Annotated in this window: 10 protein-coding genes; 3 read left to right on the top strand and 7 right to left on the bottom strand. The window is 68.8% G+C overall.

What is annotated here, in order from left to right; translation table 11 throughout:
- The first annotated feature begins 171 nt into the window (after nucleotides 1-171).
- Nucleotides 172-894: a peptidoglycan-binding protein gene (locus tag ABT025_RS22875; RefSeq protein ID WP_350997394.1), complete on the top strand. Its 723-nt coding sequence runs from the start codon at nucleotides 172-174 to the stop codon at nucleotides 892-894.
- Nucleotides 895-995: 101 nt separating this feature from the next.
- Here ABT025_RS22875 and ABT025_RS22870 read toward each other — a convergent pair whose 3' ends face one another.
- From ABT025_RS22870 to ABT025_RS22850, 5 genes are all read right to left on the bottom strand, one after another.
- Complete coding sequence (locus ABT025_RS22870) at nucleotides 996-2129, bottom strand: hypothetical protein (protein WP_350997391.1); 1134 nt, start codon at nucleotides 2127-2129, stop codon at nucleotides 996-998.
- Between the two features lie 14 nt (nucleotides 2130-2143).
- Nucleotides 2144-2830: a peptidoglycan DD-metalloendopeptidase family protein gene (locus tag ABT025_RS22865; protein WP_350997389.1), complete on the bottom strand. Its 687-nt coding sequence runs from the start codon at nucleotides 2828-2830 to the stop codon at nucleotides 2144-2146.
- Between the two features lie 51 nt (nucleotides 2831-2881).
- Nucleotides 2882-3565 (bottom strand): SH3 domain-containing protein, encoded by a 684-nt coding sequence (locus ABT025_RS22860; protein ID WP_350997386.1) that lies wholly within the window; start codon nucleotides 3563-3565, stop codon nucleotides 2882-2884.
- A 40-nt stretch (nucleotides 3566-3605) separates the two neighbouring features.
- Nucleotides 3606-4085 (bottom strand): hypothetical protein, encoded by a 480-nt coding sequence (locus tag ABT025_RS22855; RefSeq protein WP_350997383.1) that lies wholly within the window; start codon nucleotides 4083-4085, stop codon nucleotides 3606-3608.
- 161 nt (nucleotides 4086-4246) lie between these two features.
- A complete protein-coding gene (locus ABT025_RS22850) occupies nucleotides 4247-4960 on the bottom strand; it encodes an AfsR/SARP family transcriptional regulator (RefSeq protein ID WP_350997381.1) in 714 nt (237 codons plus the stop codon).
- A gap of 1328 nt (nucleotides 4961-6288) precedes the next feature.
- On the opposite strand from ABT025_RS22850, the gene ABT025_RS22845 reads away from it, so the two are divergent.
- Nucleotides 6289-7860 carry a hypothetical protein gene (locus tag ABT025_RS22845; RefSeq protein WP_350997378.1) on the top strand — a complete coding sequence of 524 codons (1572 nt, stop codon included), beginning with the start codon at nucleotides 6289-6291 and terminating at the stop codon, nucleotides 7858-7860.
- Nucleotides 7861-8094: 234 nt separating this feature from the next.
- Here the strand turns inward: ABT025_RS22845 and ABT025_RS22840 are convergent, their stop codons facing one another.
- On the bottom strand, nucleotides 8095-8721 hold the full coding sequence (locus ABT025_RS22840) for a TetR/AcrR family transcriptional regulator (protein WP_350997375.1): 627 nt from the start codon (nucleotides 8719-8721) through the stop codon (nucleotides 8095-8097).
- 252 nt (nucleotides 8722-8973) lie between these two features.
- Between ABT025_RS22840 and ABT025_RS22835 the strand changes: the two genes are divergently transcribed.
- A complete protein-coding gene (locus ABT025_RS22835; RefSeq protein WP_350997372.1) occupies nucleotides 8974-10527 on the top strand; it encodes an MFS transporter in 1554 nt (517 codons plus the stop codon).
- A 148-nt stretch (nucleotides 10528-10675) separates the two neighbouring features.
- Here ABT025_RS22835 and ABT025_RS22830 read toward each other — a convergent pair whose 3' ends face one another.
- The gene (locus ABT025_RS22830) at nucleotides 10676-12601 is read right to left on the bottom strand and encodes a DUF4153 domain-containing protein (protein ID WP_350997369.1); all 1926 of its coding nucleotides are present in this window, start codon (nucleotides 12599-12601) and stop codon (nucleotides 10676-10678) included.
- Nucleotides 12602-12670: the final 69 nt, after the last annotated feature.

The raw sequence follows: 12670 nt of genomic DNA, 5'->3' as shown, positions 1-12670 counted from the left end.
TTGGGGGATGTTTGAGACATATTCGGATAAATTCAGTATCACTCCCCCGAGGGTGCCGTGCACCTCCGAACACGACCGACGCCTCCTCAAGTCACTGTTCGGAGAATGCCCGTTGCGTACCATTAGAAGTGACTATGTCCAGATAGGGGGCAGTTGTCAGGAGGGTGCATCATGGTGGTACTCGCCCATGTCCAATTCGGCTCGTCCCACGAGGACGTGCTCACAGTCCAGCGCGCTCTGATCTCCCGTGGCCGGGAGATCCCTGACGGGGCGACCGGCTTCTTCGGGGCACAGACCCGCACCGCCTACGCCGCGGAACAGCGCGCCCAGGGATACGAGGACACCGACGCCGACGGCATACCCGGGTGCACGTCCCTCACTGAACTCGGCCGCCGGTGCGGCTTCTCCGTCGACTGCGCCACCCCTGCGGCGGGCGCCCCGGCCGGCGGCAGGCTCACCCTCACGCAGGTGACGTACAACGATCCGGGCGACGCCGAGGGGCAGTCCGCGATGGAGCGGTACGCCACGACGGCGTGCCGGCTCACCGGGACGGATCCGCGGTTCGGCGTCCCGGCCCTGGTGACCATCGCCAAGCGGGAGTCGTCGTACAACGCCCGCCAGTGGCGCGTGAACAGAACGGACGTCAACGCCCACGGCCGCCCGATGCCCGACGGGCACCCGCAGAACTGCTCCCGTGGCGCGACCCAGTGCATCCCGTCGACGTTCGCGGCCCATCACCAGTCCGGCACCGCCACGACGCCGTACGACGTGGTGGCGTGCATGTGCGCCACCATCAACTATGTGCGGAGCCGGTACGGCGTGAACCGGGCAGGTTCGGACTTCGCCGCCCGTGTCCAGCAGGCGGATCCCAGTCGCCCCCCGCGCGGATACTGACGGCGGATACTGACGGGTGAACGGTCGTCCCCCGCGCGGCCACCCACGCGTGAACGCTGCGGCCACGAACCGGATCTCGGGTCGTGGCCGCAGCTCCGGATTCAGACGCCGCCCGGATCGGAGGCGGTCGGCGGGCCCCCGGGGCCCGTCTTGGCCGGCTGCGGGCTCGTCGGCCCGCGCACGGCGTCCAGCACCATCTGGCCGCGCCGGTCCACGAACTTGGTGAGCAGTTCCTGCGAGTAGCCGAACACCACAGCCCAGGCGATGATCTGCGCGGACGAGTCGAGGGCGCTGAGCCCGGGCACGAAGTTGCCACGCATCAGGAGCAGCCCCAGTACGGCGGTCAGTGCCCCGGCGGGGAGCTTCAGAAGTGCCGCGGCGACCGGGATCGGATACGGGGTCGATGTTCCTCTGATCTTCCGCAGGGCTGAGGCCGCCGCGACTCCGGCGGCGACGAGGCCGATCACCTCGATCACCACGTAGTCGCCCCAGGAGGTGACGGCGTCGAAGTTCTCGTCGAGATCGGCGGAGGAGGGTGAGTCGTCGCTTCCGGTGGCACAGACCACCCGGTAGGGCACCGGCGATCGGGTGCCGACCGCGTCGATCGACCTGTCCGGGTTGAAGCACATGGGCACCGCCTGCGGCCAGATGGCTGTGAGCACGGCCACCGCTGTCGCCAGGAGCAGCAGGAACCCGGCCACGCAGTACACGATGCGTACGAAGCTTGCAGCTCGCAGCCTTTCGCGCAGGGCGACCGACTGGGCGGCTTCGACGGCTTCCGTGAGCCGGACCAGGTCCTCGCCGGCGGTGACGTTCTGAAGTCGCTCCACGGACTTCCTGCGCAGGTCACCGGCGGACAGGTGGTCGCTGACCACCGCCTTCAGACTGGCCACATAGGGTGACATCTCCTGGGGCGACATGGCGAAGGACTTGACCCACAGCAACCGAGCCGCGTTGACGTGGATGTGAGCAGCCGTGATGTGCGATCCGAGCGGGGCCCGGTGGTGCTCGTCGAACACGAGCACCTTGTCGGCCGAGGCCAGCTCCTCGTTCGCCAGTTCCAGCATCGTGCGCGCTTCGTCCGTCAGTGCGGGAAGGCCCATTCTCACCGCCACGAGGGCCCGCAGTTTCCGGACGTTCGCACGGGCCTCCTCGGTGAGTTCCCAGGACCGTCGCTCGCGCCACCACTCCCGCCATCGGCCAGGAGTGACCCGACGCATCCAGTTGCCCTCCATGTCACGCACTCCCTTCACCAGTTGGGCTTTGCGACGTTCCCGTAGGACCAGTTGGAGCCCTTCGACATCTCGAAGTGGAGATGCGGCCCGGTGGAGTTGCCCGTGGTGCCGACCTTGCCGAGCTGCTGTCCCCCGGCCACCTTCTGACCGGCCTTCACCTGGCGCTGCGAGAGATGGCAGTAGGTGTAGACATGGCCGTTGTCCGCCGCCAGTCCGATCCACTGTCCGTAGGCTCCGCCTCCACTGTTCGACCAGGCGATCGTGCCGGCGCGGACGGCGACCACGGGCGCGCCGGAACGGGCGGCGAAGTCCTGCCCCGTGTGCCGGCCGACGCCGTCCGGCTTCCACGCGTACGGGCCGCGCGAGAAGAATTCGAATGTGACCTTGTGTCCGGGCACGGGCGATGGCACATGGCTTCGGCCGGGAGCGCTCCCGCCCGCGGCCGGGGCGCCCGCGCAGTCGACGGTGAACCCGGCGCTGCGCCCGAGCGCGGTGAGCGAGGTGCAGCCCGGGACGCCGTCGGCGTCGGCTCCCTTGTAGCCCTGGGCGCCCTGCTCGGCCCGGTAGGCGGCTGCGGTCTGCTTGCCGAACAGGCCGGTGGCGCCGTCCGGAATGGCATGTCCCCGGGCGATCAAGGCCTTCTGCACGGTGCGCACGTCGTCGTTGCTCGCGCCGAACCGGACGTTGGACAGGGCCACCATGGCCAAACCCCTTCCTCTCGGTACTGTCTGCCGGACCGGACCTCGCGGGCGTCAGCAGTCGGCGACGCCGGGAAGCCAGGGGTCCGGATGGTCGATGAAGATGTTCGAGAGATAGCCGCCGAGGTCGGGGACGTAGGACCACGCGTCATTACGGTGGCCCGCGGTGTCGACCATGTCGCCCTTGGTCTGACAGCTCACCTTCACCCGGGTCGGCCCCGACAGCACGGTGACGACCGGAGCTCCGAGACGGGGCTGTGCACGTACGTTGACGCTGGTGCCCCAGGTGACGAAGTCGCCCTCTGCGGCGGCGTCGCCCCCGCCGTCCGGCGTCTCGCCCAAAAGGGGCACGTTCCAGCTCTGCGGCTCGTCACAGCACGGATCGGCCACCACCGACAGATGGAAGTGCGCCTCGTGCGGATTGGCCCCCTCGTACGGCGCCCACTGCCAGTCGCGGTTCGTCGCGATCCGGCGGTTGGCGATGACGTACTTGATCCGCGGGTCGCGGCTGTCGAGCAATTGGTCCGCGACCTGTTGGATGTCGAGGCCATGGGCCGGGTCATGGGTGAAGTCGCGGGCGGTGACGATCCCGGGTCCGTACCAGGGGTTGTGATCGCTGTCGCGCGTCTGATGGGCCGCGTCGCCTATTCCGCCGTCGGCGGCGGTACTGCGGCCGGGAAAGCGGGTGTCGAGCTGCTTCCGCAGCGTTTCCAGACTGGTTGCGACTCTCCACGCCATGGTGGCCTCCTCATCGGGACGGTTCCACGGATCGCCGTACTCAGTCGACGTGGTAGTTGACGTAGTAGTACGACTTCTCCTCCTCGGAGTGGGCGAGCTTCGACAGCGCGCCTTGTCCTTGCTCGTCCTCGCCGATGGTGATCGAACCCAGCAGATCGTCGGAACTCGCGTCCCTGTCCCACAGGAAGATGTCCTGGGAGCCGTCGACCGGCAGAGTGATCCCGACGGGAAAGCGATTCCCGGCGCCGGCCTCGACCGTCGTCTCGCCGGACGGCCACACCGCGTGGTCCACTCCGGAGGCGGGCACGCTCGTGGCATAGAGATCGTCCGGGGCCTCGTCCAGGGCGTCCTGGATCATCCGGCCGACGTCGCCGATGCCGCTGACATGACGGACGAGTTCGGCACCGGGCAACTGGTAGACGGGCTGGAGAAGACCGTTGACCACGGAGGCGAGGTCGAAGTCCGTAGACGTCGCCGGTCGCAGACATACGACTTCATCGATGGTTGCTGTGGCGGTCATGCCGTCCTCCGAATGATCTGGGTCCGCTTGAGGGTGCGTGCCAGGGGAATCCGCCGGACACCCATGACTTCCGCTGTGTCTGCGACGCTACGGACCTGTCGTCACCCCGGCGTCACTCCGCCGTCATCGTCAGGCGGGAAGGAGCACCGTCGAGGACGGTGTCAGCCGCACGGATCGGTCCTGTGCACGGGAAGCATCCCTGAGAACAGGGGAGTCGGCTCGACGCCCAGCTCCTCCTGCAACAGGCGGCGGAACGCCTGATAGTGGCGGATCGCCTCGTGCAGGTTGCCCTCCGCGAGATGCGCCGACACCACCGCCCGGTTCGCACTCTCCCGCAGCGGCTCGCTCCGGACGCTCGCCCAGGCCGCTTCCAGGGCCAAGGCGGTCTGCCCCTGCCGTGTCAGGACCTCGGCCAGTGCGTCGAGCGCGTGGAGCCGCAGCTGACGTACGCGTTCACGCTCGACCATCACCCAGTCCTCGTCCCAGCCGGGCAGCAGTTCATCGCCCGTGAGGTCTCCCAGGGCAGGTTGCTCATGGACCGATGGCTCGCATCCCCTGAGAACTCCGAGCGCGGTGCTGGTGAGCTCGTGGACGTCCACCAGGAGTGCCGGGCTGACCACCAGGACCTCGCCGCAGCGCCGGATCAGGGCCGGTTCGGGGCGCGGAAGCTTCCACAAGGCGGTGCGCAGGCTGCCCCGGGCGTGTTCCTCGGTGGCCTCGGGCCAGAGAGTGCCGGCGAGGACCGTGCGGCACACCCGGCCGCGAAGCCCCATGAATGCCAGCAGCCGCTGGCCGTTGTGTGACAGCTCGACGGGCTCGGCACCGAGTTCCAGCCTGCACTGGCCGAGTAGCCGCAACCGGGGAGGAGGGGGCATCAACATGATCGCCTCGCTCACAGCGCGTAGCAGGAGCACCCCATGCATTCCTCAGTCTCAGTCCCTCCCCCCTGCGGTGCAACTCCGTTGGGACGAACGCGTGGTTGGCGGGCAGCAACTGGCATCGGTCGGCATCGCGCACCGCATCACCTGGTGCGCGATGCCGCATGGGCTGCCCCAAAGGCCCACGCGGACAGTCCTCGGGGCGGTGGGGGCTGGTCCGGTGCGGCAGCGAGGGCTTCGCCGTCGGCCCGCTCGGGGGTGGGGCGAGGAAGGTCCAGGGGCAGCCCACGCTCCACCCCGCTGAGGCTCTCGCGGCAGTACGGGGCTCCGGCCCGGCCTTGGACGGCCCTCTCCAGCGAACCCCGCCGGCCGGATACTTGCCCCCGCAAGTTCATCCGCCCTCATTCGTGCCGACGCGGACGAAGCCGACGCGGACGAAGCCGTGGCGCTGCCGGGCAGGAACGATGGACGGCATCGGCGATGCGGGCTGCGGATGGCCCGAAGATGGGAACTGCGGGTCCTCGTGGGGCTGCCCTCCGGCGGCGAACCCCGACCGGATGGAGCCAGGCGCCCTGGGTGACACAGCATCGGTCGGAATCGCCTCGATCCATTGCGACTACTGGTTCGTGCGGCTGATCTCCAGGCGGCCATTGAAGAGGAAACAACATGCGGCGAGTGGTGCGGAGTTGGGACCGGATCTAGAGTATCCGTGGGCGGTATCCACTTTTGGATTTCGCTGTGATGAGTGAACCGCGAGTAGTTTCTCTTTCACCAGTCCAGAGGGGTCCTTCCCGGGGCGGTCGCGCCCGCCAGGAATTGCGGGACGGCCTTCTGATCGCCGAGATGCCCGACCCTCTGCCGGCCCCGGAATACAAGCAGGAGCGGACTCACACGGTTCCGCTCTGCCGACTCGATACAGAGGCGGCCTCTGCGCAGCACCCGGCTCACCGGCCAGCAACTCCGGACCCAGGCCTCGGTGCGTCCCCTCCACCACGACACCGACGAGCGACCCGCCCAGCCGCCCAGCCGTCCTGCCGTCCTGCCGAGCACCGATGCACCGATGCACCGCCAAAGGATGGGCCCGGTACATTTCTCACCGCCGATCGGCTGCCACCATACGAGTAGCGCACCCCATTCGTCAGGTGTGCAATGGACCAGGGAACTTGGCGTCAAAAGGTCTTGAATTCAAGGGTTTCCGGTCCGGATGCACAAATGGATTCCCTCTCCCCACCGAGGAGTCAGCGATGGTACTGCAGCAAATTACCGTCCCTCATGTAGGCACCTACAACTTCGGAGTCGGAGTGGACCGACTCTCCGGAACCGCCATGAACCTTGTGGTGAATCCGACGACCGCGCCGCCGACCGATGCCAGCGGTTCGAGTCAGTCCTTCGAGGTGTCCCGTGTCGCCACGACACACGACCTGCTGGAGAAGCTGGGAGTCGACGTCAAGGCCTCCTACGGCTGTGCCGCTTTCGGTGCCGGTGTGTCCGCGCGCTTCTCCTTCGCCCAGAGCAGTGAGGTGCACTCGGCTTCGCTGTTCATGGCGATCACCGCCACCATCCATCTGGCCGACCTGAGCATCCCGGAGTGCGCCCTGACGGCGCCCGCCGCGGCCATGGTGGACCGACCGGACGTGTTCGTCCAGAGATACGGCGACATGTTCGCCCGATCCTGCCGCCGCGGCGGCCTCTTCGTGGGGCTGATCCGGGTGGAGACATTCGACGAGTCGGAGTCGACCGCCATAGAGGCCGAACTGGGCGGCTCCTACGGCTTCTTCTCGGGTGAGGCCGCCACGAAGTTCACGAAGGTCACCCAGGACCACAAGGTGAACGTCTATTGCAAGATGTATTCGGAAGGCGGCCCCGCTCTTCAGCTCACCGATCCGGCGGATCCAGCGGGCCTGCTGAACGTGGCGAACACGTGGATGCAGGCGATGCACGACGACCCCAGCAAGTACTCCCAGCCGTACGAGTGGACGTTGGCACCCATCTCCATCACCGAGGGCCCGACGCCGCCGAATCCGGAGCAGATCGCCAATGCGCAGGAAATCCTGAAGTTCTGCGCCCAGGAACGCACGGCGCTGCTCGACCAGTTCAACCTGCTCAACTGGTGGGTCAAACATCCGGACCGTTACGACTGGGCCGGTGCGACGCCTCCGGCCGAAGTGGCAGCGGCCGCGAGCGGGACCCAGAAAGACCTGGACACGGTGGCGGCATGCGCCGGCGAGGCCATCGAACACCCGGCAAGCGCGAAGAGACCGGCCACTTACGCCGCGGAGCAAGGAACGGTCTACCCGGCAGGACTGATGCCCGCCACGCCTCCCAAGCCACGTCCCGGGCCCGTCACGGTGTACGACCAGGTGTCGTTCGCCGGTCGTTCCCAGACCCTGGCACCCGGCAAGTACGACAACGCCGAGGGCAACATCACCATCGGAAACGACTCGATACGCTCCCTTCAACTGCCCGCGGGCATGGTGGTGAGGCTGTACGAGCACTTCCACTTTCAAGGCCAGTTCATCGACATCAGGGAGACCACTGCGGACCTGAACCAGTGGGCGGCGAAGGCGAGCTCCCTCGCGATCTACCGGGACGGCGAGGAACCGCCCAGGACCACGGAGGTCGTACTGATCCAGTTGCCGAACCTGGACACCTGGGACGGTCCCTTCTGGGTGTTCTCCGCCACTGACGGCGTGCAGAACGCGCCCACCATGGCCATCCGGTCCGCGCACATCCCAGAAGGAATGGTCCTCACCCTGTTCGCGGGACCCGACTTCACCGGCGCAGCGGTCGACTTCACCCAGGACACGGCCGAGCTCGGCGAACACGCTCCGGGTGCCTACTCGTTCGCTGTCTGGGACCGTGTGTCGGGCGAGAGGCCCGTCCTGCCTCCTGCCTGACTCCGAACGGCGTCCTCTCCGGCCTTCCCCGCCCCGCCCAGCCGCCCGCCGCCATGCCGACCGTGGCGAACCTGCTCGGCGACGGTTTCGCCGTCCGGCCCGGGCCGACGGCGGTACCCACCGGCTCACCGGGGGCGGCCGGAAGGCTCCGTCAGCTCCGTCCGGCGCCGACCGGCAGGACGGAGCCGGGAAGGCCCCTCGTGCGGAGATGCCGAGCGAGGGCGACGCGAAGCCTCAGCGCGGGTCGGCGCGGAAGAACGGGACCGCGACCTGATCGATCAGGTCGGCGATGTCCCCGTCGCTCCATTCACTGCCGCACACCTTGCTGCGATACATCATCATCGCGGGGATGACGTCGAAAGCCAGCCCGCGCAGCGCGTCGGCGCGCACCTCACCACGACCGATTCCCCTGCTCACCACTTCTCTGATGAGGGCGGTCGTCGGCCCGATCACACCGTTGAGGATCACCGACTGGAACCGTTCGGCCGTGTCCGAATCACATTCGTGAAGGACCGCACGCAGCGCGGAGCCCGACTTGGAGAGCATGGCGTCACGGAGCCCGCAGCACAGCTGGTAGAGGTCCTCACGGATGTTCCCGTAGTCCGGCGCATCGCCGATCGCCGGCAGGGCGCTGCGCAGCGCGTCCGCGACCAGGTCCTCCTTGGATGGCCATCGCCGGTAGATCGCGGCCTTGCCCGTCTGGGCGCCGGCCGCGACGCCCTCCATCGTCAGCCCGCTCCAGCCGACCGTACTCAGCCGCTCCAGAGCGGCGTCGAGGATCGCGCGTTCCAGCACGGGTCCGCGGCGACGCAGGGACACCACCGGCTGCCGGGCGGCGGCTGCCGATCGCGAAGTAACCATGAGCTTCTCTCCATCGGAACAGGTCGGTCGCCCATGCCGGCCGGCCGGTGCTCGGGACCGGGCGGTCTGTGACAGAACGGGCGTCGCAACGGAACGGCGCGGGGCTGAGCAAGTCCCGGCCGGGACGGTGGATCCGGACGCGGCACGACAACGAAGGATTCAGTGAACGCTTGCGTTCACTGAAGGGGACTCACTAACGTTGACGCAACAGTGAACGGATCCGTTCACTAATTCACTTGTGGGGGACCCATAGTGACAACCTCTCAGTTAGAAGCACAGAGCGCACCGGGCGCGGCACGACGGCAGGGCCGACCGGGGATCGCCCTGGCCGTCATCGCCGCCTGTCAGTTGATGGTTGTGCTCGACTCCACGATCGTCAACATCGCCCTCCCGCACATCCAGGATGCGCTCAGCTTCTCGACCACCGATCTCTCCTGGGTCCTCAGCGCCTACACGCTCACCTTCGGCGGTCTGCTGCTGCTCGGCGGCCGGGCCGGGGACATCCTCGGCCGCCGCCGCGTGTTCATGACGGGCATCCTGGTCTTCACACTGGCCTCACTGCTGGGCGGATTCGCCCAGGAGCCCTGGCAGTTGCTCGCGGCACGCGCCCTCCAGGGCATCGGTGGCGCCATCGCCTCACCGACCTCGCTGGCCCTGATCACGACCACGTTCCCGGAAGGCCCCGAACGCAACCGCGCGTTCGGCGTCTTCGCCGCGGTGTCCGCTGGGGGCGGCGCGATCGGCCTGCTGGCGGGCGGGCTGCTCACCGAATGGCTCGACTGGCGCTGGGTCTTCTTCGTCAACGTGCCGATCGGTGTACTGATCGCCGTCCTGGCACCGCTGTTCATCAACGAGTCCGAGAAGCATCCCGGCCGCTTCGACATCTCGGGGGCCCTGACCTCGACCCTCGGCATGGCCTCCCTCGTGTACGGGTTCATCCGTGCCTCCGAGGAGGGCTGGCGGGACTCCGTGACCCTGGGGTCGTTCGGCGCCGCGGTCATCCTGCTCGCCTCGTTCGTCCTCATCGAGATGCGTGCCAGGGAGCCGATCACGCCACTGCGGATGTTCGCCGACCGCAACCGTTCCGGAACGTACGTGATCATGCTCAGCCTGGCAGCGGCCATGTTCGGCATGTTCTTCTTCATCGTCCTGTTCGTGCAGAACGTACTGGCGTACAGCCCCATCGAGTCGGGCCTGGCGTTCCTGCCCGTGACCGTCGCGATCATCGTGGGAGCGGGGCTCTCGCAGCGGTTCCTTCCGGTACTCGGACCGAAGCCGTTCATGGTCACGGGCTCGGCGTTCACCGGCGTGGGTCTGGTCTGGCTCACGTTCATCTCCCCCGACAGCTCCTACCTGTCCGGGGTTCTCGGCCCGATGCTCGTGTTCGGCTTCGGCATGGGGCTCAACTTCGTGACCCTCACGCTGACGGCGGTCTCGGGAGTCGCCCAGCACGAGGCGGGGGCCGCCTCCAGCCTGCTCAACGCGAGCCAGCAGGTCGGTGGTTCGCTGGGACTCTCCATCCTGGTCACGGTCTTCGGTACGGCGAGCCGCACCGAGGCGGAGAAGCAGGTTCCGCAGTTCCTGGCGCATGCGTCACCGGAGCAGAAGGCGGAGTTCGCCAAGACGCAGGAGCTGCCGGGGAGCTGGGGCCACGCGGTGCTCTCCCAGGGCATCTCGACCGCGTTCCTCGCCGCGGTGGCCATGGCGGGCCTCGCCCTGCTGACGGCGCTGCTGGTGATCCGGGTACGCAAGAGCGATCTGGAGGCGCTGAGCGGAAAGGCGTCGGCGGGAGGACCGGCCGCTTAGCGCGCGGACGACCGCCGTGCGGATGCCTGCAGGTGCGGACGAGTCCCTGCGCGCCCCGGAATCAGCAGCGACGGAAGCAGTACGTACGAACGGAAGCGGGCCGCCCCGGGGGGACGACCCGCTTCCGGTGCGATGCGCGCTTCGGCGATCAGTACGGGTCGTAGGGGTCGTACTGATCGTCCACCTCGCCGCGTTCGCTCCCGTTCTCCCCTGACCCGAGACCGCGGCAGTCTCGCGTACGGTAGCCGGGGTCCCAGTCCCCGAGAATGTCCCGAGCCTTCGCCTCGCCCCAACTCGTGGCGTACCAGGGCTCGTCCGAGTTCCGCAGTGACCGCTGGATCTCCTCCAGGGCGCAGGAGCGCAGGGGCTCCGGGAGGGTGTCGAGGGCCGGTACGGCATCGGCCGACAGGCCACGCAGGTACTCGATGTCGATCGAGTGATGGCGGCTGTAGCGCTCTACGTTCTGCTGCGCGATCAGGCCGTCGGGCGAGACGAGGCCGAATGCCAGGACGCCGACGGCCGCGCTCGCCGCGACGGCGCGCGGCAGCAGCTTCGCGCCGAAGGCCCCGGCCGCGATGATCAGCACGAGGACCACCCCGAGCCACAGCTCGACCGCTGCCACGGAGATCCGCAGCCTGGTCAGACCGTACGCATCGACGTAGAGGTCCATGCGTCGCAGCGCGGAAGCGACGACGACGAGCGTGAGCAGGCACAGCGTGCCGAGGACGCCGCGTACGAGCGTGCGGTCGCGTGCTCCGCCGCGCGGCGCCCAGCGGAGCGCGAGCGCGATGACCAGCAGGGTGAGCAGCGTGGCCCAGAGCAGCTGCCAGAATCCCTCGCGGGCGTACTGGGAGTAGCTGAGGTCGGTCTCGGCCATCACCTTGTCGTACCCGCCGAGCAGCACCGTGAGCTGGATGGCGAGGAAGGCGGCGAAGAGCAGGTTCAGGACGACCAGCGGCAGCGCCCATTCCAGTCGCCCGCGCGCCTTGCCCGGGCGCACCGTCAGCCCGTCCCAGCGCACGGGGGCGGCGGCGGTGTACGCGGCGGCGAGCGCGCCGACGAGGCCGAGCACGCCGAGGAAGAACCGCCACGGGCTGTCACCGACGGACACATCCGGCATCAGGCTGCCGAGTACGTCGGCGAACGCCGCGTCGGCGCTCGCGAAGAGCGCCCCGAACACGATCAGCAGGACGACCGCCACGACCGTGGTGCGGAAGGCCACGCCCCAGCGGCCTCTGGAACCCGCCATCCGGTCGCGTACCCCGCGGGCGCCCCAGCCCAGCGATTCGGCGACGGAGGTGAGCAGGCCCAGCGAACCGAGGAACATCCCCAGCCAGCTGCGGCTGCCGTGCAGGGCGAGAGACCCGAGCGCGAAGGCGGACACGATGGCGAGGAAGCTCGGCCAGCCGGCGTCGCGGAGTGCCGGAACGACGAGCAGGGCCGGCCCGCCGACCGCCCAGACGGCGGTCCACGGACGCAGCCGACGGGCGGCAGAACGGGCGGCGAAGTAGGCCGCGAGTGCTGCGGGAACCGCCACGAGCAGCAGGTTCAGGCCGATGCCGTCGCCGAGCAGCAGGGCACTGAGCAGTCCGGTCGCGAGTACGGCCCAGAGCGTGGCGCCCGGGATGGTTCCCGGCTTGACCGGGCGCAGCCGCGAGAGCTCCGAAGGTGTCTGCTTGGGCTGCCGCTGCGGCGGCCGCGCCTGCTGCGCGTAGGCCGGAACCTTCGGAGGCTGCGGTCCGGTGTCGCGCGGCTGCGGGACCACGGGGATTCCTGGCTCCTGCACGTGACCCTGCGGCTGCTGGGACACGGGCGTGCCGGGCACCTGCTCGCGACCCTGCGGCTGCTGGGCGCCGGTGGGCGGGCCCGCGGGCCCGGCCGGAGACGCCCCGGCGGGGTTCTCCGGCCCGGGCGTACCGGCCCGCTCGGTCGACGCCTCCGGCGCCCGGGCCTCGCCGGACGCCGGAGCCGCCGCGGGCTCCGGCGCGGGCTCAACGGCTCCCGGCGGCTCCGCCGCGCCCGGTGTCTCCGGCGCACGCTCCGGCCGGGATGATTCTGACGTGTGATCTGACACGGGACCCCTCCCCACCGAGGTCCGCTCACGCGGCTCTCGGCAGCGCGGCCCCCCGGCGTCTCATTCGGT

It is taken from the genome of Streptomyces sp. NPDC002809 (genome assembly GCF_040295435.1).
Taxonomy (GTDB): domain Bacteria; phylum Actinomycetota; class Actinomycetes; order Streptomycetales; family Streptomycetaceae; genus Streptomyces.
The sequence above is the reverse complement of the archived record's forward strand: the minus strand, read 5'-3'. Positions and strand labels throughout refer to the sequence as shown.

Coding starts and splice junctions, on each gene's coding strand:
- ABT025_RS22860 (WP_350997386.1), bottom strand. CDS start 3,565: ATGGCGTGGAGAGTCGCAACCAGTCTGGAAACGCTGCGGAAGCAGCTC.
- ABT025_RS22865 (WP_350997389.1), bottom strand. CDS start 2,830: ATGGTGGCCCTGTCCAACGTCCGGTTCGGCGCGAGCAACGACGACGTG.
- ABT025_RS22845 (WP_350997378.1), top strand. CDS start 6,289: ATGAACCTTGTGGTGAATCCGACGACCGCGCCGCCGACCGATGCCAGC.
- ABT025_RS22850 (WP_350997381.1), bottom strand. CDS start 4,960: ATGCCCCCTCCTCCCCGGTTGCGGCTACTCGGCCAGTGCAGGCTGGAA.
- ABT025_RS22875 (WP_350997394.1), top strand. CDS start 172: ATGGTGGTACTCGCCCATGTCCAATTCGGCTCGTCCCACGAGGACGTG.
- ABT025_RS22840 (WP_350997375.1), bottom strand. CDS start 8,721: ATGGTTACTTCGCGATCGGCAGCCGCCGCCCGGCAGCCGGTGGTGTCC.
- ABT025_RS22870 (WP_350997391.1), bottom strand. CDS start 2,129: ATGGAGGGCAACTGGATGCGTCGGGTCACTCCTGGCCGATGGCGGGAG.
- ABT025_RS22855 (WP_350997383.1), bottom strand. CDS start 4,085: ATGACCGCCACAGCAACCATCGATGAAGTCGTATGTCTGCGACCGGCG.